Raw genomic sequence first — 21765 nt, 5'->3', positions numbered from 1 at the left:
CAAGGATTCAGGTTTCTTGAAGATAGTGGTAAAAATTCTTATAATACAATCAGATATTGCAAATCATCCTTGTTCTAAACTTAAAGACTTTTCCTCTTTTGAATTTGTTTCTGGTTAGAATGATGATGAAACGTTGATAACGAAAGTCATCGGCGCTGCCAGGAAGTAGGCGGGAGTTGAAGCCGCGACGGTCTGCCCATTGGTAGCGCGGGCCGGCCGGGCATTGGCGACGACGGTACTGACACCACCCAGATAAGCCTTGTTCGTCAGATTCATGAAGTTCAGACGGAGTACCGGCTCGTGCAGAATGAACCATTTCGGGAAATGATAGCCCAATCCCAGATCGACGGTCTTGTAGGCGGGCATAGACTGGTCGTTCATAAAGCTCGAATATTGGGAATCAACATATTTGAATGTCACGTTGGCGAAGAACGGTCCGTTTGTGTACATCACGCCGACGTTGGCCATGAATTTGGGGCTGAGAACAGCAATTTTTCCGGCGGTTCGCAGGGTCCCTGACGCTGTGGTGAAGTTGTTGTCCATTGTGGAATGGAGATATTGACCGTTTACATAAGGAGAAAAGCCGTAATACGGGTGGAGGGAGGCTTCTGCCGTAACACCGCGCACAGTCTGGCCGCCTGCTGCGATGGCAGTGTTGGTTGAGGCACCGTTAATGAAGGCCTGCGTCGTGACCTGATGGTTTGTCAGATTGGCATTGAAGAATGCCGCATCGAAATTGAATGCGCCGTAATAACGAAAGCCCAGTTCTTCGCTGATCGTATATTCCATACGGGCAGTGTTCGACCCGCTTTGAGAAATTGCCCCCGTCGCTGTGCTGTAGATGTTGGGGTAGGTTGAAAGTGGCACCGGTGGACGCGCATTCGTGGTACCATTGATGTAGACCTGCATGTCTTTGTTGATGTTGTAAGAAATCGACACACGCGGCATGGGCTGTGTGATCGCCTGTGAGAAATGATATTGCGGTCCGGCCAGCTGGTTGGTGCCGGAGACGTAAAACATCATTTCCTTCAGTCCCGCAGTAATTTTCAGTTTGTCGTTAAAGAAAGTCTGCGTGTCAGAAAGGTAAAATTCGTTGATCATCGTGGATATCTGGTACTTTGTACCGGCAATGAGACTTCCATCTGTGGCATAGAGTAAATCCTTGCCCATATAGCTGGATGCGTTGCCGTGAATGTCCAGAGGGGTGACGCCAGACGTCGCATCCATGTTCCAGTGATCGAACCAGTAGCCGAAAATCAAATGGTTGCTGTGGATCGGGTCATACTGGAGATAGGTGTTGACGCCAGTGTCGTATTCCCGCTGTGCGGTGTTGGCGAGGCCGCTGACGTTCCCGTTGACGACAGTCAGGTTCGACGTATCCAACGTGACAGGGTTCTCGCCGGAATAGAGCGAGGCGGGATTAAGAGATGTCTGGCCTGGGCTGTTGGAAAAATTCCAGTGGAAATAGGGTGTGATGTGGAGGTTCAGATGACGCCCGAGGGAGACTTCGTTCTGTAGGGAAATCAGAACGCTGTTGCGGTGGTAGATGTAATTTTTCCAGTAATTGGTCGTCACGCCGGGAACGTAGGTCGAAGCGTAGTTTCCAGCGGAATAGTTGTTATTCACACGGGCAGCAGCCTCATAGGCAGCAAGAGTATAGGGGTTGCTTCGAGCATTTTTCCAGGCGTCGTAAGACAGGAAAAGGCTGGTGCGACCAACATTCCCCCACTCCTTGATGGCTTTGAAATCAACATGTGTCTTGTTGCTGCGGCCGGAGCCGGCGAAGATATCGGCGGCCGTGTAAGAGGCGGACCCGAACAGACGAATTCCGGAATGGCCGATATACCCGCTGTCGAGGCGACCGAATACGCGCTGCGAACGATAGGAGCCTGCTGCATAGGAGATCATTCCCCCCGCTTTTTCCGAAGGATCGCGGACTGTTTCAATGAGTTCTCCACCCGAGGAGGACTGCACAGGATCATTGATGCGCGAGGTGCTCGGGATGAGTGTGATGTCCGACAGGTTTTCGTTGTCGGCGTAGGTTTCGGTATAGGGGTTGTAATAGGCCTGATCGACGCCTGGCGCGCCTTCGATCGTGTACCCGAGCTGCGTCTGCTGGAAACCGCGGACGCTAATCGTATTACGGATACTAAGGCCGAATGCGTCCTGTGTCCCATAATTGACGCCTGGCATTGTAGAAATGAGCTGTAGTGGCGAGGCAATCGCTGACTTGCGCGCTATGGCAGCCGCTGTAATGGAGCTTGTCGATTCTGGTGCAATCTGACGTTTCATGAAGCCACCCGCCATTCTCCGCCCTGCGGAGACATGAATTTCTTCAGGGTCCGACTGTACCTTGGCAGTTGCATTTCTCTTATGGGCCGCAGCAGGCGCTGCTTGGGTCGCAGGGGTAGACGCAGGCTGTCTGGTACGTGGATGATTGGTCTGCGGCTCAGGTGCAGCAAATGCGGTGATGGGCGACATCGCGCTTGCTGCGAGCAGGAGGGCAGTTGCCGACAGACCTCTGGAAGATGTGAAAGATGCCACTGACATGGTCTCCGTTCTCAGGACTCGCCGCAGGCTGGGGTTGTCATTACGATATGGAAAGCATCTTCTGGGGTTCGTAAAAATCCAATACATAGCTGTTATTCAAAAACCTGTAGGACTCCCGTTCCGCTAAGCTGGGGATATAACTGATATACAGGTTCCGATTTTGAACATGTCATAATGTCTATCCGGAACGTTCCGTTATAAATTCGACATAGTGTATGATGCTCGAAAAAGGGGACAGGCGTGACAGAGACTGATGCGGGCCTCATCGACGCGTGCGGCGAAAAGCCTGTGCGAACATCATGGAGTAGGGGCTGGATCGTTCTTTTCTCGCTTGTGGCTCCGATTAATCTGCTCATGTCGCTGGACCGGCAGGCTATGACACTGTCTGCTCCGCGCATTCAGCAGCAATTCGGTTTTTCTCTGGTTCAGATATCCCTTATCATCGCCTGTGTATTATGGACCTACGCATTGCTCCAGATCCCCGCTGGGGCACTCGTCAATCGCTATGGGCCGCGCAAATGCCTGTTTGTCGGTTGCCTCGCCTGGTCCATCGCCACGATCCTGACGCCTATATGCAGTTCGTTCTTCGGTTTCATGGTTGTCAGGCTCGCGATGGGTGTGGGGCAAGCGCCCGACTGGTCATCAAGTATTGTAGCGATCAATAACTGGTTTCCCGCTGGCAGGCGGGCAAAAGCAAATGCTGTCCTGCTGGGCTTCCTCTACATGGGCTCTGTGATTGGCGGCCCGCTTCTGACGCAGATTACGGCCCACTGGTCGTGGAAGCTTGGTTTTTATATTTTCGGATTTGGTGGCGTGATCTGGAGTTGCCTCTGGGCTGTTTTCATGCGCGATAGACCACCTGAAGTACAGGTGGCCAAAGGGGAGAGGACTCTACTGCCCGGCCTTCCAATGAAGCAGCTTCTTCAGTCAAGACAGTTCTGGTCCATTGGTATTCATTACATGTGCCTGCTCACCATCCAGTCTTTCTTTCTCACGCTTATGCCGTTTTATCTTATGGATCACCGGCATCTTCAGTTTACTTCGATGGGCTGGCTTTATTCCATGCCTTGGTCCTTTCTTTATGTATCGGTTTTCCTCAGCGGGATGATCGCGGATTTAGTTCTCCGACGCACCCGGTCACTCTGGAAAGCCAGGACTCCAATGGGCATGATCGGCACGTTTTGCTGCGGTACGCTGGTTCTGATCGGCGATCATATACAGAATATTCCGGTGATGATCGTGATCTTCAGTTTTGCACTGGGCTGCTCCGGTCTAAGCCAGATCTCAATCTGGACGTCGGTTCAGGATCTTACGCGGGGACAGACAGGTCTTGTTGCAGGCTGGACCACATTCTGGGGAAATGCGGCTAGTGGTATTGCACCGATTGTCATGGTGTATATCGTCAGGATGACGGGAAGCTGGTCGACTGCTCTGCTTCTACCGTTCGTGGCGGGTCTGATCGGTTCTGTCTGCTGTTCAGCCACGCATCCGGAACGCCCGATCGAAGGGCCAGTCGAGGGAGCATAGCGTGGTAGCACCGGTTTTGTTGACTCAGGAAAACACGTCGCGGGAAAAAGTGTCTGCGGCTGTAAGCCAGGCCCAGTATTCCCAGAATTCCGACCGCGCCGCCCAACTTCTCATCGTGCTGAACTCCTGTGGGCCAGAAGGGTTGGCGTTGGGCAAACTGGCTGAAATGGTGGACGCTGAAAAATCGGCTGTTCATCGGTCCTTGCTCGCGCTGCGGCGGCATGGACTGGTGTCTCAGGCAGCGCAGCGGGGGCGCTATCGTCTGGGGCCGGCAGCTTTGGCGCTCGGCCGTCGTCGGGCAAACCCAGTGGAAAGAATCCGCCAATGGAAGTCTTCTCTTGCGTCTCTGGGGCGTGAATTCAAGGCTTCGGCTTTTTTGCTGGAGCGCTCTGGCCTCGATGCGATCATTACCGACATGTATATCACGGACAGCCGTCTTCCCGTTCTAGGTCATGATGGATTGGGTGGGCGCCTGCCACTGGGCTATGGCATGGGAAGCACGGTTATTCTGGCGAACCAGAACTCTGACAACCAGTTGGCGATTCTCTGCGCAAACGAGCCGCGCTATCAGGCACTGAATTTGGATGTCGCGGCATTGCGCGAGCTTCTGGGCCGTGTCCGCGACACAGGATATGACTTTCGACGTAACGCGGTGCTGCACGGGATGTCTGGTATTTCCCTGCCAATCTGGGAAGGAGACGGGACGTGCTGTGCCGCCGTAACCGTGTCCAAGCCGACGGAGGCGCTATCGGATCGGGAAGCAGGGAAGATTGTTGAAAAGATTGCCAGCTATATTGAGCTTCTTGCCTGATGCCGTGGCTTTTCAGGGCCGCCTGCGTAAGTTATTTCCAGAAACGGCTCGGGCAAAGGGCCTTTAAAGGCCATCTGGGGGCATGACCAGCGATGAGATCGGCGAGGACGAACCCTGTGATCGGAGCGAGTTCGAAGCCATGTCCCGAGAAACCATAGCAGTAGAACACTCCTTCTCTCCGGGGTGAGGGGCCAATGACCGGGAGATGATCTGGGGTGAGGGCTTCGATCCCGGTCCAGCAGCGGGTAATTCGGACATGCTCCAGACAGGGGAACAGCTGTAGTGGCAGACGCAGGCCGATGGCGAGGCGCTCAAAGTCCACCTGACTACGCCCGGTGTTGAGATCTGCTCTGCCCTGAACGCCGCCGCCGATCACGAGTGTTCCGGCCGTCGTCTGCTTCAGGGATAGCGCTGCCCCGACGCAACCGACGACGGGTCCGGGGAAAGGACTCGTTCGCTCTGTTACAGTCATCATCGATGCGCGGACACGAGAAGGGAGTTCGTCTCCGAGTGAGCGCGCCAGTGAGCCGCTCCAGGCTCCAGCGGCGACGACAATGTTTGGAGCATGGACGATCCCGTCGAGATCCCAATATGTGTTGTGCCGGCTCAATTGCGTAACTGTTACACCTTCCATCATTCGTGCGCCCGCTCGCTCCGCTGCCCTGCGAAAGGCGCGCAGGGTGAGGTGCGGGTCGGCTGCACCGTCGTTACGGGCATAGGACGCGCCTGCGCATTCTGGGCCAAGCTGAGGAAGTAGCGCTTTCAGATCATTTGCGTTGATCATTTCCTCATGGGTATAGCCATCGGATTGCAAGGCCTGCACGCGGGCGGCTTCAGTCGCAAAATCTGTTTCCGTGCGTGCGATGCGCACTTGGCCTACCGGACGGAACCCACAGTCTTCGTCGAGCATCTCAGGAAGCGACGACCAGAGGGTGAGCGCAGCCAGTCCGAGGTCCAGTTCCTGTCGATCGCGGTTGAGCGTGCGTACCCCGCCGGCATTGGCCGTGGAGGCATGGCGCCCGATCCAGTCTCGCTCCAGCACCACGACCTCAGCACCCTGCCGGGCAAGCTGGAGTGCACAGGACAGGCCGTGCAGGCCGCCGCCGAGAATGGCGACATCCACCTGGAGAGCCATTAGCCTGCCTCCTCGTCGAGGGCGCAAAGTTCACCGAGCGTCAGGGGGGCGAATGGCGGACGACGGCGATAGAGGCTGACGGTTTCGGGAGGACGGCCGGTTTCCTGTGCCACCATTGCGTTGAGAGAACCCGCGCATTGTTGCCCCTGACAGGCGCCCATTCCAGCGCGCGTAAAGGCCTTGATTTGATCGGGTGCGTGTAATCCGCTGCGAATGGCTTCGCGGATCTGCCCGGCACAGACGGACTCGCACCGGCAGATCAGGGTTCTGTCGGTGGGGGTGAAGTGGCTGGTGTCCGGCCGGTAAACGGCGTCGATCAGCTTACGGGTGGCGCGAGTGGCCTTAAGTATTTTTTGTGGATGTTCGGCTTGCCGCACAAGGGCGTCATCGCTCAGTTTGCCGAATTGGTTGGCTATGCGCAGCGCGCTGAGCTGTCCGCGTGCGATCGCAGCCTGCGCGCCTCCAATGCTGGCGCCGTCCCCGGCGATGAACAGATGGGGGATGGTCGTTTCTCCCCAAAAATCATGAATGGTTTGGAAATTCCCGTTTTCCGCATCCCATGTCACCGCACAGCCTGCTGTGCGGGCTGCCTGTAGACCCGGTTCAAGACCGTGGTGGACAAGAAGGCACGGGGTTTCGACATAATGGGCATTGCCACGGGCATCACGGAATGAAATGGCGGTGAGAGCGTTGTCCCCATGAGCGCGCAGATTGCCTATGCCGTGGAAAATGGGAATTTTCGCGCAGTGGATGCGGGCAGTAAGACGGATGCCATTGGCCACGTCGCGCCATCCATACCAGAGCGCTTTTGGAAGGGCATGGATAATGGCCCCCCATGCGCGCGGCCCGGACGTGTCCAGAATTCCGGCGATCTGTCCGCCCATCGCCATAAGCTGGTTGGCATAGAGCAGCAGAAGCGGACCGTGACCACAAAGCCAGACGGCTTGCGCCGGAACCGTGGCGGACGCCTTGAGCAGAAGTTGCGCCGCACCGATGGTCATGACGCCTGGCAGCGTCCACCCTTCAAAGGGAAAGGGGCGTTCCTGTGCTCCAGTTGCGAGAAGAATGCGGGCAGGTGAAAGGCTGCCGGTTCCTTTCGGACCGGTGACGAAAACGCGTTTGTCATCTGCAATGTGCCAGGCTCGGTTTTGCCCGAAGAAAGGAACGCCTGAAGCCTGGAAACGCTGGATTTCCGCTGTTGCTTCGGCATTTTTGATGCCGGGAAGCGTCTGGGCCAGATCCCGTAGCTCTCCGCTCATACCCCGCCAGATCATGCCACCAATGGTGTCGTAAGCATCGATAACGACCGTGTGGAGCCCATAGGCGGCGGCGGTTGATGCTGCACTCAGCCCGGCTGGTCCTGCACCGATGATGAGGAGATCAGGGTGGGTGTGGTCAGCGAACATCAGGGAGCTGAAAGGGGCCTGAACATCTGGTGATCCGCATCCCGTTATAGACCGGAATGAGACAGGTGCGCTCCGTCGTCTTGCCGTCGATAACGGCAAGGCATTCATGACAGACGCCCATCATGCAGTAGGGCGTGCGAGGAGTGCCATCATGGTTGTGGCGTGTTTCAGCGGACGTATTCTGGAGCAGTAATGCGGCCACACGTATCCCGGCGATGGCCGTAACTTTTTGCCCATCGATGGAAACCTGCACAGTAGGTGCCTTGTCTGGCGCACAGGATTTCCAGCGGGCGTGCGCCAGGGTCATACCATGTCCTCATCCTGGCAGGTAAAGCAGAGTTCAGAGACGCTGGCTGCATTGGGCAGATCAAGCGTCGCGGCGATCATGGCTGCAATATCAACGGGTTGTGTCATCTCCTCCGGTGCCCAGCCGTCGACGTTACTGGTCATATCGGTGGCGACGAAGCTGGGGCAGACCACGATCGAACGAATTCCGTCATTCCAGCCTGTACGGCGGATGGCAGCAGCGAGGCCTGTGACGGCGAACTTCGTGATGGCGTAGGGCCCGGAACGAGCCGACTTGACCCGTTTCCCGGACATCGATGAAAGGAGCACGACGCGCCCGCGACCCCCAGCGGCCAAGGCGGACCATGCAGTTTTCACCAGCCGGGTGGGTGAGCGGACGTTGATCTGGAACATCCTCTCAAGATCAGCATCTTCCGTCTCAAGGATCGAGCCGGGGATCATAATTCCCGCTGAGAGGATGACAGCATCGATCCGACCGAACAGCTCCATCGTGCGAGCAACCCAGGCAGTTTCTGACGCCGGATCAACTGCGTCAAAGGGGCAGGTGAGGTGCGGCGCAGAGAGCCAGCTTGTGTTGACATCCCTCATCCCGGCGCTGATCAGCCAACCCTCCGCTGCCAGACGTTCCGCAATGGATTTCCCGATCCCTCGTGATGCGCCTGAAATCAGGGCAACCCGCTTGGAGGATAAGGCGGAGCGATCTGTCGTCATCGTGTGGATTCCTTACTGTTAGTTAGAGAACGTCTGGTATCCCGTACCCACCTGCGCCCGGTGTCACGATCTCCACGATGTCCGATGGCGCCAGCGTCGCGTTGCCGCGGACCATTGGTGCAGTACATTTCACCTGCGCCATGCCGCCAGCCTCACCACCATTCAGACCCCACGGAGCTGTAGAAAGCCGGGACATGCTGGTGGAAACGTAGCATTCCTCTTCCGCCCGATAGACGCGGCGGAGGCCTCTGCCGCCCTTGAATTTGCCATTGCCTCCTGAACCTTCAACCAGTTCATAACGCAGGAGCGTAAGCGGATATTCCGTTTCAAGCGCCTCGATCGGCAGGTTGGAGGTATTGGTCAGATGAACCTGAACGCCATCAAGCCCATCCTTGTTGTGTCGAGCGCCTGCGCCACCACCGATGGTTTCGAGGTAGATCCAGAACTTGTTGCTGCCTTTGCGTGTACCACTAAAGGTAGCGGAACCGACACATCCGTTTGCAGCTGCCGTGATGCTTTCCGGGCATACGGGAGCAAGGGCCGCCATAATGACGTCCACAACGCGCTGGCAGGTGGAAATGCGCCCCATGACGGCGGCGGGAAGTGCACAGCAGAGGAGTGTTCCAGTCTCTGCTTCGACATGCAGGGGGCGGGCAAGACCAGCATTGGGGGGGATCGTCGGATCCACGACTGATTTGATGGCATAATAGACGGTTGCGAGCAGGGCTGAGCGCGTCATGTTCATGTTCGCGCGGACCTGTGGCGGGCTTTGGAAGGCCAGCGTCATTTCGTCGTCTGTGATGGTAATAGTGCAGCCGATTTCCATGATCTCTGGGTGGTCAATGGTCTCGAAAAGGTCTGACGCGGTATAGGTGCCATCCGGAATGGCAGCGATGCCAGCGCGCATCTTGCGTTCCGCATAATCCTGAAGCGTCAAACCTGCGCTCACCATGACATCGACGCCGTATTTTTTGCAAAGGCCAGTGAAACGGCTGACACCAAGCCTGTTGGCTGCCATCTGCGCCCGCAAGTCCGAAATGCGTTCGTCGGGCACCTGACAGTTAAGCAGGATAAGGTCCTGCACATCCTGTTGCAGAACGCCACGTTTGTAGAGCTTGATCGGTGGAATACGGATGCCTTCCTGAAAGATATGGGCATCTCCGCGGTCGGCAAAATCCGAATGATGGGCGGTGTTGATCGCCCAGGCGACCAGCTTGTTTTCTACAAAGACGGGTTCAGCCAGCACGATATCTGGCAGATGTGTGCCGCCGCCAACGAAGGCATCATTTCCAATGAAGACATCCCCCGGCTCGATCTGGCTGAGCGGGTACCGGTTCATGACCAGCGGGATGAACTCAATAAACGACCCAAGATGCATCGGGATATGTTCGGCCTGACAGAGCGTATGGCCGAACTGGTCGAATAGGGCCGTTGAGCAATCCCGGCGCTCCTTGATGTTCGTGGAATAGCTGGTGCGGACGAGGGCTTCGCCCATCTCTTCCACCACTGAAGCCAGTGCGCTTCCGATGATTTCGACGGTGACTGGGTCTAGGGCGATGCGCTGGAAAAGGGTCATGATGCGGGATCTCCGATGCGTCGTCTTTATGTGGTGTAGGGCTGAAAGGATCAGCTGAAGCGCTTAAAGCTGAAGGGAGTGGGGTCGACTGTCGTCGTCACATTGCGGACAATTTCGGACAGGAGTTTCCCTGCGCCTGGTCCGATGCCGAACCCATGACCGGAGAAACCGACCCCCAGTACAAGACCCGGAATTTGCTCTGCACGGTCGATGATCGGCACGGCGTCGGGGGTGACGTCGATCATGCCGCCCCAGCGTTCCACTTCGCGCATGGTTCGGAAGGGCGGGAAATCACGTTTGATGATCCGCGCTGCCTCTTCGAGCAATCCATGGGACGGCTCGGGGTCCAGTGTACGGATTTTTTCGAAGGGCGTGACACTGTCGACCGTCCAGTGGCGCTCTATTTTCCACTCATCGAGGAAGGCACGGCTGAGCCGCACCCTAAGTTCCTTGCGGTTTTTCAGGTAAGAGCCTGCAAACTGGCGTAGCTGGCGGAATGTATCCGGAGTGATTTCCGAAACGCTCGCATTCCTACGGCTGATATTGTAGCCGCCCTGAATGTTACGCCGAAAGGCGAAGTCACTGCCACCGACTGTCTCTTCCGGGGCGCCTTCCACATTATCCACCCGCATGACGCTACCCAGCACATTCAGGGCGGGCAGGTTGATGCCCTCGTTTCCCCCGAAAAGCCGCGACCATGCGCCACCAGCCAGAACGACCGTACTGGATTTGATGCGCCCGTGCTCCGTGATGACGCCTGAAATCTGACCGCCCTGACGATCTAACGCGCGGACAGCGCAGTTCGTCAGGATTGCTGCGCCGTGCTCGCGTGCTGCTTCAGCAATGGCAGGTGCCGCCATCGTGGGTTCTGCGCGGCCATCCGTGGCACAGAACAGACCTCCCTTGAACATACGCTGGGATCCTGCCGCCATTTCAGCCGTCTTTGCGCCATCCATGAGCGTGGTCTGGATCTGGTAGGTATCAGCGATTTTTTTCCAGTCCTGAAATTCATCAAGCTGCTTCTGGTCATCGCAGGCATAGAGGATGCCGCACTGGCGAAAGCCGGTTTCCCGACCGGTCAGTTCATTCATCTCACGCCATAGACCGAGGCTGCTCATTCCCAGCGGCAGCTCGCGCTCATCGCGGCCCATGACGCGGGTCCAGCCCCAGTTTCGGCTCGATTGCTCTCCGCCAATTGCGCCTTTTTCACAGAGCGCAACGGACACGCCAGCGCGAGCAAGAAAAAACGCGGTTGTCACACCGATGATGCCGCCGCCGATAATGACGACATCAACAGCCTCTGGCAGACTTTCATCCGACCGAACGGGAGTAACCTTCGGCGCCATATTTTTCGTCCTCGAAATGACTCAGGGTCGTTTTCTATCTTTAACGAGGGATGCCATGAGGGTTCGTTGCCTGTCTTGGCATAGCTGTTATTTCAAAACGCATCTTATTTAAGGCTGAAAGAGAAGCGTATCGTTCACTGATCACGACGCAATCAATGAGCGGAGCGGAAAATGGCGTGGAGGCTTGGTGTCGATTCTGGAGGCACATTCTGTGACATCTGTCTTTATGATACGGAATCGAAAAGATTCGCGATCTGGAAGGTCTCTTCGACGCCTGACGATCCATCCCGTGGGATTTTAACTGGTATTACCGAGGGGCTGGACACCGTTTCAGCCAGGACTTCGGATATCATTTTCCTAGGGCATGGGACGACTGTCGGTACGAATGCGCTTATTCAGCATAAGGGCGCCCTGACGGGCTTTATTACGACGGATGGTTTTCGCGATCTGCTGGAAATTGGTCGTCAGCAACGCCCCAGCCTCTACGACACGCAGGAAGACAAGCCCGAAACACTGGTTGCTCAGGCCCTGCGGTTCGAGGTGCCCGAGCGCGTACGACATGACGGCACTGTAGAAGTCGCTCTCGATGAGGCAAGCGTGCGCGATGCTGCCCGTGCCCTGAAGGAGGCTGGTGTCAAAGCGGTTGCCATCGGCTTCCTCTATGCTTTTATCAGTCCGCAGCACGAACGGCGGGCTTATGAAATTGTCCGGGAGGAATTCCCCGAAGCGTTTGCGTGCGCCAGTTATCAGGTTGCACCAGAATTCCGCGAGTATGAACGCTTTTCGACCACGGCGGTGAATGCGTATCTCGGCCCGGTAATGGAAGTCTATATTGCGCGGTTGGGTGCGCGTCTTCTGGAGCTGGGTCTTTCTGTTGCTCCGCGTATCACTCAATCCAATGGTGGCGTCATCAGCTTCGACCTGGCGCGCGCCTTGCCGGTGCGGACGGTTCTGTCTGGGCCGTCCACGGGTGTTGTTGCCGCACAGGCCATTGGATGTGCCATCGGGATTCCCAACATCATCACGTTCGATATGGGAGGAACGAGTACGGACGTCGCACTGCTGAAGGATGGGATCTGTCGTCTGACCGGTGAGGCCGAAGTGCATGGCTATCCGGTCAAGGCTCCGATGCTGGACATCCATACTGTCGGGGCAGGCGGAGGCTCACTGGCCTATCGAGACAATGGTGGGCTGCTGAAGGTCGGACCGCAGAGTTGCGGTGCATTTCCAGGGCCTGTGTGTTACAATCAGGGCAATCTGACCCCGTCGACTACCGACGCCAATGTGGTGTTGCAGACGCTTAATCCTGAGTATCTTCTTGGCGGTCGCATGGCGATCCGGCGGGATCTTGCTTTGGAGCGTATCGGGTTGCTCGCTGATGAACTCGGCATGGACGTGATGGCTACGGCGCAGGGTATCATTTCAGTCGTTACCGCGAATATGGCGCGGGCGGTACGCGTAATCAGCGTGCAGAAAGGCCATGATCCACGGGATTATGCTTTGATGGCGTTGGGGGGGGCAGGCCCGTTGCATGCTGTGCGTCTGGCGCAGGAGCTTGATATGAAGCGGGTCATTATCCCGCTAACGCCCGGTGTAATGTGTGCGCTTGGCTTGCTGCTGACCGATCTACGGGCAGACTTTTCCAGCACGCAGATCATGGTGGCGCGGCCTGGAATGCACACGGAGATTGTGTCGATCTTCCAGGAACTGTTGAAGCAGGCTGATCACTGGTTCGAACAGGAAGGGGTGCTGGCGGGAGATCGTGGTCTCAAGATGAGCGCTGATATGCGTTATGTCGGACAGAATTACGAACTGGCTGTGGACATGCCAGTGTCGGTCGAAGCGATTGGCGCAGAGACGGTCACTGAAATGGTACAGAACTTCGTTGCAACCCACGAGGCGCAATACGGCTTTGCTTCGCAGACCGATCCCGTGCAATTCGTGACCTTCCGTATCGAGGCGACCGGTAAGGTGGAAAAGGCCTCATTCACATCGCATCCCAGTGGAGAGACGAATGCGCAGGAGGCTGTCACCGGCGCACGCGACGTGTGGTTTCCGGAGACAGAAGGCTTCGTTTCCTGCCCGATTTATGAACGCAGTCTGCTTAGGAGTGGCCATGAGATCCTCGGGCCAGCCATCATCGAGCAAATGGATGCGACAACTGTTTTACCGCCGGGAACCCGCGGTCTTGTCGAGCCACATCTGAATTTGATTGTTGAAACGGGGCGTTAAGCCCCGTTTACACCAGCGTCATATCTGGATTTTGCCGGGACCTTGATCCCGGCATTTCATTTTATGGAAATCAGAAATCTGCGGTCATTGGGTCAGGACCCATACGCCCATCCGGGCGATCCATTGTGGCAATGGCAGCGATGTCGTCCGTATCGAGCGCGAAGTCGAAAACGGCAATGTTTTCTGCAATTCTCGATGGGGTAACGGATTTCGGGATCACGATCAGGCCGCTTTGGAGATGCCAGCGGATAATGACCTGCGCCTGGGTTTTCCCGTGCTTTTGCGCGATTTTGGCGATGACCGGGCTGCTGAGTGTCCGGCCTTGACCGAGCGGGCTCCAGGATTGCGTGTGAATGCCTTTTGTGGCGTGGAAGTTCCGCAGGGCGTGCTGTTGAAACTCGGGGTGTAGTTCGATCTGGTTGACGGCTGGAACAACGCCCGTCTCGGCGATAACCCGTTCGATATGCTCTTGTGTGAAATTCGAGACACCGATGGCACGAATTCTGCCCTCGTCGCGCAGGCGGATCATGGCTTTCCAGCTCTCGACATAGCGGTCGAGGCGCGGGGCGGGCCAGTGGATCAGATAGAGGTCGAGAGTCTCGCGCTGGAGTTTTTCGCAGCTTAGATCGAACGCGCGTAGCGTGCTGTCATAGCCTTGGTCCGTATTCCAGAGCTTCGTCGTCAGGAAAATCTCTGGATGATTTGCCAGACCGGTGCCGACCCCGTCTTCATTGCCATAGATTGCAGCAGTATCGACGGCACGATAGCCAGCGTCGATGGCAGATCGTACGACATCGGCTGTCTGATCGGCAGGCGTTTGCCAGACGCCAAGGCCGAACTGGGGCATCTCGATGCCGGGCGTCAGGGAGACGGTGGGTAGCTCGACCATGATACGGACTCCTTTAATGAAAATGTACAGCGTTCATTGTCCCATGGCAGGCGGGATGTGGCCAAGGTTGGTTCCCGTATAGCTGTTATGGAAGGAAAAAAACTTCGTGATGAGAGACGCTTCTGATGAGGTCCATTTCATTGAGGAGCCAAAGATGTCGGACGTCATAAAGGTCAAATCAGGTAGCATGTATGAGGAGCGCAATAGCTATTCGCGGCTGGTTGCAGTCGGTGACATGCTGTTCGTCGCGAATACGGCGGGCGTTGATTACAAAACGCGTGAAATCTCGCCGGATGTGGCCATTCAGGCCCGTCGTGCACTTCAGACGATTGAGGGGGCGCTGGAAGCGGTGGGCTCATCGCTTTCTGATGTGGTGCGGATCATCACACACGTTCCAGATCGTGCCAATATGGAGGCTGTCGCCCAGGTTTTAGGCGAGGTCTTTAAGGGGATTGATCCTGCGGCCACCACAGCGTGCACGCCTCTCGCGCGCGATGATCTGAAGGTCGAGTTTGAAGTCACAGCTATTCGTGGGGTTTCAAAGCGATCGCAGGAATACGTCAAAATCTCAGTCTGAAAGACAGAGTATAAATTCTGTGCGTCGCCTTTTTAAAGAGGCGACGCTTCTTGAAGACTTCTGAGAAAGGTCTCACCAAAAACTTCTGTTCTGTTGTTCTGTAATGCATGTGTGACGGCAGGGGGGGACGTGACACGGGCACTGGTTTGTAGGGTGTTATGGGATTGGGGCCACAGGAAATCACCGCGCATTGTTTCGACCATCTTTTTGATCTGCGTAACGAGCCCAGCATTAACCGGGCGGCTTTGCGATGCAGCTAATGCGATCGTGCGGTAGAGCGCTGGTTTCGTGATGAGGCGACACCGGAAATATCCGGAGAGAATTTCACGTTTCAGGGAAGCCGCAGGTAACAGGGTGGCGGCCAGTCCAGAAGACACAACCTGAAGCATTGAGGAATAGGAATCACATTCGAACTGTACGTTCAGACCGAGTGCGTTCCGGTTAGCCCAGGACGTGACGATCTGCCGCAAACCATGTCGTGTGCCCGGAAGGACAAGTGGAATATCCATGAGTTCAGCCGCTTCGATTGTGTCGGTGGCGACAAGTGCTTTCGGGGTGTTATGGGTGGATTCAATCAGATAAATCGGTTGTGACAGCAGGGCTTCGAGGTTGGGGTGGGCGATACCGGGAGCGTCATAAACGAGTGCGACATCCAGTGAACCCGCATTCAGGCTGCTCAGCAGATCACCGTTGCAGCCATCGCGAAAGTGAAGTTTGGCATCGGTATGGGCGTCGCGCAGGGCACGAGCGAGGGGCGGCAACAGGATGGCGCTGACACTCGCAGGCATTCCGATGGCCGCGGAGCCAAGGTGATCCGGGGAGAGGTGACGGATCTGGTTCTGAGCTTCCTGGATCTGCTGAATGATCGTTGCGCCAAGTTGCTTGAGGCGCTCACCTGCCTGCGTCATGACGACGCCACGACCATTCCGATATAGCAACGTAACCTGTAATTCTGTTTCAAGGTCACGGATATGCCGGCTCAGGACGGGCTGCGGCCGTCCAAGCTGAACGGAAGCGCGGGAGAATGAACCGCATTCCGCTACCGAAATAAAATATTCCAAATCCCTGACATTCATCGCCCAACCTTTCTCGTACAGCTTTGCGCCGTGTGATGTCCGAAAATGCTGAACCGGCCCCAATCGGAAGAGGAAGGCCCGTGGTGAATTAGAGGCAAATATATGAGATCGATGTCAAACCATATTCTTTTTCTTGCAACATAAAAAATATTAGTTCCATATATTGGAATACAAACCGGATTACAGCTGTCCAGATTCTGGAAATGATGATCAGATTCGATTCGGAAAATACCTCCTTGCGGGCGCGTTATCAGCGCGCGCTCTGCCCCGTATAGCCTTGCGGCGGGGGCGATTGAGGAAGCTCATGGGGGGATTTGGGGGAGGCTGGCCCGCCTAGGATTTATGCAAATACGCGCTGAGCGCTGCTTGGACTGAAACTATACAACAAAGCGGAGACCTTCAGTGGGGCTGATTTGGTCCCGCTACATCACCCCGAAGCCATGACAGCTTCAAGATGTCGCAGAATTTCAGCCCGGAGTTCCTGTAGACGGGGATCTTCTCGATGGGGAGGAGAGGGCCATTCTAAAGGGATGTTGGCCAGTATGCGTGCGGGGCGCGGGCTGAAAACAATGACGCGGGTTGCCAGAAGAAGCGCTTCTTCTATGTCATGGGTTACCATCAGCGCCGTAAAGCCCTGGGATTTCCAGAGGCGGTAAAGCTCTGCCTGCATGGCCAGTCGGGTCAGGCTGTCGAGTTTGCCGAGTGGTTCATCCAGAAGAAGCAGACGCGGATTGTTAATCAGCGCGCGCGCCAGCGCAACGCGTTGGGCCATGCCGCCTGAGAGCTGATGCGGCCATGCTGCGGCAAACTCTTGCAAACCGACGAGGCGAATTGCCGCATCAATCGCCTCGGGGTCCTTTTCCTTGCGGATATCCAGACCAAGAGAAATATTGCCACGCACTGTACGCCATGGATAAAGCGTGGGGTCCTGAAACATGATGATGCGGCTGGGATCAGGTTCCGTAATGGGAGTGTCATCCGCAAGAAGCGTCCCGGCATCCGGAGCTTCGAGACCAGCGACCAGACGAAGAAGGGTGGATTTTCCGCACCCGGATGGTCCGATCAGAGCCACGAATTCACCCGGCTCCACATCAAGGCTTACATTCTCCAGAACGAGCCTGGAGCCTGATGGCATGTCATAGCTGTGATGGATGTGAGATAATGTCAGGCCAAGGGGAGCTTCGGGGTGCGTGGAGTTTACCATTTGAGGCCGTCCTTCTGCCATTTGAGAAGATGATCCCGGACCTTGAACAGCACCGTCATGAGTGTTGTGCACATCAGGGACATGACGAACAGGGCGGCATACATGTTTGGATAAGCGGCCCATCCCTGAGCCCACTGCATGTAAAAGCCCAGTCCTGATTTCACACCCAGCATTTCTGCCACGACGAGCATTGCAAAAGACGCGCCAAGCCCCATGAACAGCCCGACAAAAATCTGTGGCGTTGCGGCGGGAAGGGCCACACGGAGAACCAGAAAGCGGTTTTTCGCCCCCATTGTTCTGGCGACATCGTAATAGGCCGGATCGACGGCGGACACGCCGGACCATGTCAGGACAGCGACCGGAAATCCAGCTGCAAGCGCCATAAGAGCTTCACCTGCCCAGCGGGTTGAGGGAATGACGACAAAGGCCAGTGGCAGGAGTGCCACGGGTGGCAATGGACCGATCACCCGCATCACCGGACGAACCCAGTAACGGACGTGATGGGAGCGTCCCAGAGCAAGCCCTATGATAATTCCGAGAATAGAGCCGGGTAGGTACCCTCCTGTCAACAGAAGCAGAGAGTGGAACAGACTGTCTCCAAGACGTTTCCAGTCGGTCAGGAAAACATCGAGCAAATCCTGCGGCGTTCCGAAAAATGGCCTCGGAAGAAGCAGGAGCTTTGCCTGAATGAGTTCCCATGCCCCGAAGCCAAGTCCGAGAACAACAGTCCAGGGAGCACGGTCTTTCAAGCGACCTGTTGCTGCAACGGCAATCAGCACAAGGCCGACCGCCAGTAGAAGGGCTGCGAACTCGTTTGTGGCAGGGAAGTCATCTGCGTCTGGCCATTTCCATGTCACCAGTGCTGCCAGCAGCCATGCAGGCCCTGCGGTCCAACGCCAGAGCTGCGTTGGACTAAAGCGGCTTTTCGTTGTTTGGGCGGCCGTCCCTAAGGCACGAGGATGACCCAACGAAGTCTGTGCGTCGCTCATCCGCTGAACAGGTCCTGCGTGACACGCTGTGCATACCGCTCAGTGTCCAAGGAAGGGCGGAAAACCCCGATCTGCTTCAAAGCGTCGGCATATCGAGCAATCTCCTGCCTGAAATCGCCCGTCAGCGTCTGATGGTGATGGCCTTGCATCTGAAGCATGGCCGCAAGATCCTTGATATTTGCTTTCGGAGCGTATGGCTGAAAAATGGTAGCGGCCTCCTCGGGATTGCAGGCCAGCCAGGCACCGGCCTCCATGATCGCACGCGTGACGGCCGCCGCGACTTTTGGCTCATTCCGGATGAGGCTTCCACGCAACCCAATGACGCAGCATGTCAAATGAGCCCATTCGCCCTTCATGTTGTTATCAATATCGAGAAGACCGAACTGACGCCGCTGTGGGTAAGAAAATGGGTCGGCATCAGAAATAGCCTGAACGTCTCCGCGTTGCAGAGCGAGAGGCAGGAGATCAGCCGGGAACTGCCTCCACTGAACGTCTGTTTCGGGATCAAGTCCCGCTTCCTTCAGGCGAATGCTGAAGAAATTTCGGTCTGGACCACCAATATCCGTTACGCCGACGGTCTTGCCCTTCAAGTCCGTAAGCGTTTTGATACCCGTGGATGGCGCCGTCATGAGGTACATGCAACCCGCATGTAGCCCCGCCACGAGCTTGACGTCAAAACCCTGTTGAAGCGGCTTCAGCCAGCGCAGAGCCATGCCGGGCGCGCCATCAGCCTTGCCGGTCGAAAGCGCTTCCAGAAGCTGATCGGTTGCCCCTGCAAAATTCACGTAGTCGATGTTCAGATTGTATTTCTTGAAGAACCCTTTCTCCTTCGCGACCGGAACGGCTGCGGTGCAGATCGAGGCCTCGTTCCAGGCAATTGTCAGGTTGCGCGGCGGTCCTGAAACGGGTTCGACGGTCGCAGGGCCTGCGGCCTGACACTGATTTTGCGTTCCTCCCATGTCCATATGATCCATGGCCTGTGCGAATGCGCGTCCGTGCACGCTTAACACGGATGCACTTGCCAGCGAGCCAGTCAGGACAGTACGGCGTGAAGGATGAAACGCATTGGTCATCAGCAGTTATCCTGAAAAATCAATCAGACCCGTTTGACGGGCAAGTGGTGAAAATCACGGGAGAACCAGGCAAGCCCATGTTCGGCGTCTGCGCTGGTGGAAATGGATTTAACGGCACAGAACAGGACGTCGTGCGTGCCTGCGCTGTGAATGGCGTCAATTTCGCAGTCGAGCGTGACGAGTGCGTCAGAAAGGAGTGCTGATCCTGTCTCGCCAAGAACCCAGTCGCCTTGCGCGAATTTCTCGTCAGGCTCTACGGATCGGCTGGCAAAGACCCGCGCCAGATTATGATGAGTCGGCGACAGAACGCTGATGCCGATGACCCCGTTCTTCAGAAACGCCTGATGAGAACGATTACTGCGATTAAGGCAGACCAACACCGTGGGAGGCGTGTCACTGACGCTGCTGATGGCTGAAACCGTCAATCCCTGACGTCCTCCGGGGCCGTCTGTCGTGACGAGAACGACCGGAGCCCCAAGCAGGCTCATGGCTTCCCGGAACTGGTCCTGACTGACGGCAGGTGTTTCAAAGGTGGTCTGTGGAAACAGGGTTGCAGTGTCATGCGGCATGAGAAACGCTCCTGTTTTCCAGCCCAAGAGCTTTCAGGATGGCTGGAGTTTCGGTTCTGCGCATCCAATCAGGCGAGATATCGATAAAACTCACGACGCGGCCGGGACTGAGAACCAGAACAGTAGGTTTAGGAAGTTCCCAGCTCGATGTTCCATTCAGGGTCTCGCTTCGGCCACCTTTGGAAATCGCAGCTTCTTGCGCGGCCTCATCGAAGAGATAGGTAATACCCAGAGCACGAGACAGCGTCAGTTCCGGGTCATTCAAGACCGGGAAAGGCAGATCATTGCGTGTTCTGATACTGTCGAGTTCCGGAAAAGGCTGGGAGGAGACTGCGACAAGCGGGATACCAGCGGCTTTCAGGACGGGGGCTAGCGTTTCTGCATAGTAGGGCAGCGCAATGTTGCAGGCAGGACAACCTGCGAACCTGAAAAATACCAGAACGGCAGGGCCCGAAGATGTCAGATCATCGAGTGAAATCGTGGTACCTTCTGCGTTCAAGAGCACGTGGGGCGAAAGAACGTCGCCTGCTTTGACGTGCTTCGTTTCAGGCTGTGCCCGGACAAGAGCCTCTCGTTGTGCGATATTTACAGCCAGAGCTTCGGGGGACCATGTCCTGCGACGTTCAGCCTCAACGGCTTCATACCGGCTTTGGAGAGAAGAAGAGAAAGTGCTCATGCTCAATAGACCCAAAAGGTGACCTGATTGGCTCACCATGCGGGAGAACCGAGCACGGTTTCCAAGGAGTTTTTCTTATGTGGCAATTTGCGCCCGGTCATTGATCCGCTGTCGCCTGACCCAGAAGCTCGGCAAGATCCTGTGCAGCTTCAGGCAGCCCGTTTCTCTGCACGAGGATGGTTTCAATTTCCGGGACTTCCGGCAGAATGCCTGTTGGCAAGATGGAAAGCCCTTCGGAAGTCGCAAAGCGACGTGTCCGGCAACTTGCACCAAGCCCGCTTCGGACGCCGGCGCGCATGGCGGGAAGGTGAGGGGTTTCCAGCACAATGCGATAGTCCCGACGCGCTTTCGCAAGGGTTCTGAGCGCCGCTTCTCGGAAACGGCAGGGTGGCTCCAGAAGCACAAGTGGAATTTCAGATTGATCCAGAACACTCGGATCTCCGATCCAGACCATCCTGTCATGTCCGACAATGCGCCAGGACGAATTGGGACGATCTCCGTGCTGACCCAGGCAGAGAACGATATCCAGCCGGGAGCGATCAAACATCTCCAGCAGTTCTGCTGATCCGCCAACGCGGACGGTCAGCCTGCAACGGGGATGCTCAAGACGGAAACGGGCAAGAACGTCGGGGAGGATGGTATCTGCAAAGTCCTGTACCATACCGATCGTAATCGGTTCCGGCTCGGAAACATCGCCAAGCTTGTGCATGATCCTGTCATTGAGGGCGAGAAGCTGCCGTGCGTAGGCCACGAGTTCTTCGCCCGCGGGCGTGAGAACCAGCTTTCGCCCGTCCCGGCGGAAGAGCTTCTGCTGGAGAACGTCTTCCAGCCGTTTCATCTGCAAACTCAGGGCGGACTGGGTCAGGAAGATTGTCTCGGTTGCCTGCGCCATGGACCCGGCTTCCACGATCGCGACGAAAGACCGCAGAAGCTCGGTCGGAACATTACGTGCCATGCGCTGGGGAAGGGACGTGTTGGACATAGCAGCGCTCCGTGCTGGAGGCATGGCTCTATAATTAACCATGCAAAAGTGTGGCATTTGTGTTTCTTGTTTGAATTATGACGTAAGAAAACGAGTATATTGTCAATACAACAATTTATTATAGTCTTTT

The 21765-nt window shown here is 56.3% G+C and carries 19 protein-coding genes; 4 read left to right on the top strand and 15 right to left on the bottom strand.

All coding sequences use genetic code 11. The annotated features are described in order from the left end of the window. Positions 1–114: 114 nt before the first annotated feature. A complete protein-coding gene (locus GFR01_RS10235) occupies positions 115–2544 on the bottom strand; it encodes a TonB-dependent receptor (protein ID WP_244902246.1) in 2430 nt (809 codons plus the stop codon). Positions 2545–2790: 246 nt separating this feature from the next. Between GFR01_RS10235 and GFR01_RS10225 the strand changes: the two genes are divergently transcribed. After that, positions 2791–4077, top strand: coding sequence for an MFS transporter (locus GFR01_RS10225; protein ID WP_099182371.1), 1287 nt, complete (start codon positions 2791–2793; stop codon positions 4075–4077). A 1-nt stretch (position 4078) separates the two neighbouring features. Then, positions 4079–4888, top strand: a complete 810-nt coding sequence (locus GFR01_RS10220) for an IclR family transcriptional regulator (RefSeq protein ID WP_099182370.1) — start codon at positions 4079–4081, stop codon at positions 4886–4888. 31 nt (positions 4889–4919) lie between these two features. Here the strand turns inward: GFR01_RS10220 and GFR01_RS10215 are convergent, their stop codons facing one another. Genes GFR01_RS10215 through GFR01_RS10190 form a run of 6 tightly spaced genes read right to left on the bottom strand, consistent with a single transcriptional unit; the run spans position 4920 to position 11368 of the window. After that, positions 4920–6023, bottom strand: a complete 1104-nt coding sequence (locus tag GFR01_RS10215; RefSeq protein ID WP_099182369.1) for an NAD(P)/FAD-dependent oxidoreductase — start codon at positions 6021–6023, stop codon at positions 4920–4922. Beyond that, positions 6023–7429, bottom strand: coding sequence for an NAD(P)/FAD-dependent oxidoreductase (locus GFR01_RS10210; RefSeq protein ID WP_167384237.1), 1407 nt, complete (start codon positions 7427–7429; stop codon positions 6023–6025). Before GFR01_RS10210 ends, GFR01_RS10215 begins: the two co-directional genes overlap by 1 nt. Then, positions 7419–7736, bottom strand: a complete 318-nt coding sequence (locus GFR01_RS10205; protein ID WP_099182367.1) for a (2Fe-2S)-binding protein — start codon at positions 7734–7736, stop codon at positions 7419–7421. Before GFR01_RS10205 ends, GFR01_RS10210 begins: the two co-directional genes overlap by 11 nt. After that, complete coding sequence (locus GFR01_RS10200) at positions 7733–8446, bottom strand: SDR family NAD(P)-dependent oxidoreductase (protein WP_099182366.1); 714 nt, start codon at positions 8444–8446, stop codon at positions 7733–7735. Before GFR01_RS10200 ends, GFR01_RS10205 begins: the two co-directional genes overlap by 4 nt. A gap of 22 nt (positions 8447–8468) precedes the next feature. Next, positions 8469–10022: a hydantoinase B/oxoprolinase family protein gene (locus tag GFR01_RS10195; RefSeq protein WP_099182365.1), complete on the bottom strand. Its 1554-nt coding sequence runs from the start codon at positions 10020–10022 to the stop codon at positions 8469–8471. Positions 10023–10072: 50 nt separating this feature from the next. Further along, on the bottom strand, positions 10073–11368 hold the full coding sequence (locus GFR01_RS10190; protein WP_099182364.1) for an NAD(P)/FAD-dependent oxidoreductase: 1296 nt from the start codon (positions 11366–11368) through the stop codon (positions 10073–10075). A gap of 171 nt (positions 11369–11539) precedes the next feature. On the opposite strand from GFR01_RS10190, the gene GFR01_RS10185 reads away from it, so the two are divergent. Then, a complete protein-coding gene (locus tag GFR01_RS10185; RefSeq protein ID WP_099182363.1) occupies positions 11540–13600 on the top strand; it encodes a hydantoinase/oxoprolinase family protein in 2061 nt (686 codons plus the stop codon). A 70-nt stretch (positions 13601–13670) separates the two neighbouring features. Here GFR01_RS10185 and GFR01_RS10180 read toward each other — a convergent pair whose 3' ends face one another. Next, positions 13671–14489, bottom strand: coding sequence for an aldo/keto reductase (locus GFR01_RS10180; RefSeq protein ID WP_099182362.1), 819 nt, complete (start codon positions 14487–14489; stop codon positions 13671–13673). A gap of 154 nt (positions 14490–14643) precedes the next feature. On the opposite strand from GFR01_RS10180, the gene GFR01_RS10175 reads away from it, so the two are divergent. Then, complete coding sequence (locus GFR01_RS10175; protein WP_063904044.1) at positions 14644–15066, top strand: RidA family protein; 423 nt, start codon at positions 14644–14646, stop codon at positions 15064–15066. Positions 15067–15098: 32 nt separating this feature from the next. On the opposite strand, the gene GFR01_RS10170 is transcribed toward GFR01_RS10175, so the two are convergent. From GFR01_RS10170 to GFR01_RS10140, 7 genes are all read right to left on the bottom strand, one after another. Continuing rightward, positions 15099–16142 (bottom strand): LysR family transcriptional regulator, encoded by a 1044-nt coding sequence (locus GFR01_RS10170; protein WP_099182361.1) that lies wholly within the window; start codon positions 16140–16142, stop codon positions 15099–15101. A gap of 427 nt (positions 16143–16569) precedes the next feature. Continuing rightward, positions 16570–17346 (bottom strand): ABC transporter ATP-binding protein, encoded by a 777-nt coding sequence (locus tag GFR01_RS10165; RefSeq protein ID WP_099182360.1) that lies wholly within the window; start codon positions 17344–17346, stop codon positions 16570–16572. Continuing rightward, a complete protein-coding gene (locus GFR01_RS10160; RefSeq protein WP_099182359.1) occupies positions 17340–18335 on the bottom strand; it encodes an ABC transporter permease in 996 nt (331 codons plus the stop codon). Before GFR01_RS10160 ends, GFR01_RS10165 begins: the two co-directional genes overlap by 7 nt. Beyond that, positions 18332–19408 (bottom strand): ABC transporter substrate-binding protein, encoded by a 1077-nt coding sequence (locus GFR01_RS10155; RefSeq protein WP_099182358.1) that lies wholly within the window; start codon positions 19406–19408, stop codon positions 18332–18334. The genes GFR01_RS10160 and GFR01_RS10155 overlap by 4 nt, the downstream gene beginning before the upstream one ends. Before the next feature lie 23 nt (positions 19409–19431). Next, the gene (locus GFR01_RS10150; protein WP_099182357.1) at positions 19432–19977 is read right to left on the bottom strand and encodes a flavin reductase; all 546 of its coding nucleotides are present in this window, start codon (positions 19975–19977) and stop codon (positions 19432–19434) included. Beyond that, positions 19967–20653, bottom strand: coding sequence for a peroxiredoxin-like family protein (locus tag GFR01_RS10145; protein ID WP_099182492.1), 687 nt, complete (start codon positions 20651–20653; stop codon positions 19967–19969). Before GFR01_RS10145 ends, GFR01_RS10150 begins: the two co-directional genes overlap by 11 nt. Positions 20654–20750: 97 nt before the next feature. Further along, a complete protein-coding gene (locus GFR01_RS10140; RefSeq protein ID WP_082872661.1) occupies positions 20751–21635 on the bottom strand; it encodes a LysR substrate-binding domain-containing protein in 885 nt (294 codons plus the stop codon). Positions 21636–21765: the final 130 nt, after the last annotated feature.

Origin of the sequence: Gluconobacter frateurii, assembly GCF_002723955.1 — a bacterium.
Lineage (GTDB): Bacteria > Pseudomonadota > Alphaproteobacteria > Acetobacterales > Acetobacteraceae > Gluconobacter > Gluconobacter frateurii.
The sequence above is the reverse complement of the archived record's forward strand: the minus strand, read 5'-3'. Positions and strand labels throughout refer to the sequence as shown.

Excerpts from the sequence above, each read along its gene's own strand:
- GFR01_RS10215 (WP_099182369.1), bottom strand. The coding sequence starts at position 6,023 with ATGGCTCTCCAGGTGGATGTCGCCATTCTCGGCGGCGGCCTGCACGGC.
- GFR01_RS10210 (WP_167384237.1), bottom strand. The coding sequence starts at position 7,429 with ATGTTCGCTGACCACACCCACCCTGATCTCCTCATCATCGGTGCAGGA.
- GFR01_RS10205 (WP_099182367.1), bottom strand. The coding sequence starts at position 7,736 with ATGACCCTGGCGCACGCCCGCTGGAAATCCTGTGCGCCAGACAAGGCA.
- GFR01_RS10200 (WP_099182366.1), bottom strand. The coding sequence starts at position 8,446 with ATGACGACAGATCGCTCCGCCTTATCCTCCAAGCGGGTTGCCCTGATT.
- GFR01_RS10195 (WP_099182365.1), bottom strand. The coding sequence starts at position 10,022 with ATGACCCTTTTCCAGCGCATCGCCCTAGACCCAGTCACCGTCGAAATC.
- GFR01_RS10190 (WP_099182364.1), bottom strand. The coding sequence starts at position 11,368 with ATGGCGCCGAAGGTTACTCCCGTTCGGTCGGATGAAAGTCTGCCAGAG.
- GFR01_RS10185 (WP_099182363.1), top strand. The coding sequence starts at position 11,540 with ATGGCGTGGAGGCTTGGTGTCGATTCTGGAGGCACATTCTGTGACATC.
- GFR01_RS10180 (WP_099182362.1), bottom strand. The coding sequence starts at position 14,489 with ATGGTCGAGCTACCCACCGTCTCCCTGACGCCCGGCATCGAGATGCCC.
- GFR01_RS10175 (WP_063904044.1), top strand. The coding sequence starts at position 14,644 with ATGTCGGACGTCATAAAGGTCAAATCAGGTAGCATGTATGAGGAGCGC.
- GFR01_RS10170 (WP_099182361.1), bottom strand. The coding sequence starts at position 16,142 with ATGAATGTCAGGGATTTGGAATATTTTATTTCGGTAGCGGAATGCGGT.
- GFR01_RS10165 (WP_099182360.1), bottom strand. The coding sequence starts at position 17,346 with ATGGTAAACTCCACGCACCCCGAAGCTCCCCTTGGCCTGACATTATCT.
- GFR01_RS10160 (WP_099182359.1), bottom strand. The coding sequence starts at position 18,335 with ATGAGCGACGCACAGACTTCGTTGGGTCATCCTCGTGCCTTAGGGACG.
- GFR01_RS10155 (WP_099182358.1), bottom strand. The coding sequence starts at position 19,408 with ATGACCAATGCGTTTCATCCTTCACGCCGTACTGTCCTGACTGGCTCG.
- GFR01_RS10150 (WP_099182357.1), bottom strand. The coding sequence starts at position 19,977 with ATGCCGCATGACACTGCAACCCTGTTTCCACAGACCACCTTTGAAACA.
- GFR01_RS10145 (WP_099182492.1), bottom strand. The coding sequence starts at position 20,653 with ATGAGCACTTTCTCTTCTTCTCTCCAAAGCCGGTATGAAGCCGTTGAG.
- GFR01_RS10140 (WP_082872661.1), bottom strand. The coding sequence starts at position 21,635 with ATGTCCAACACGTCCCTTCCCCAGCGCATGGCACGTAATGTTCCGACC.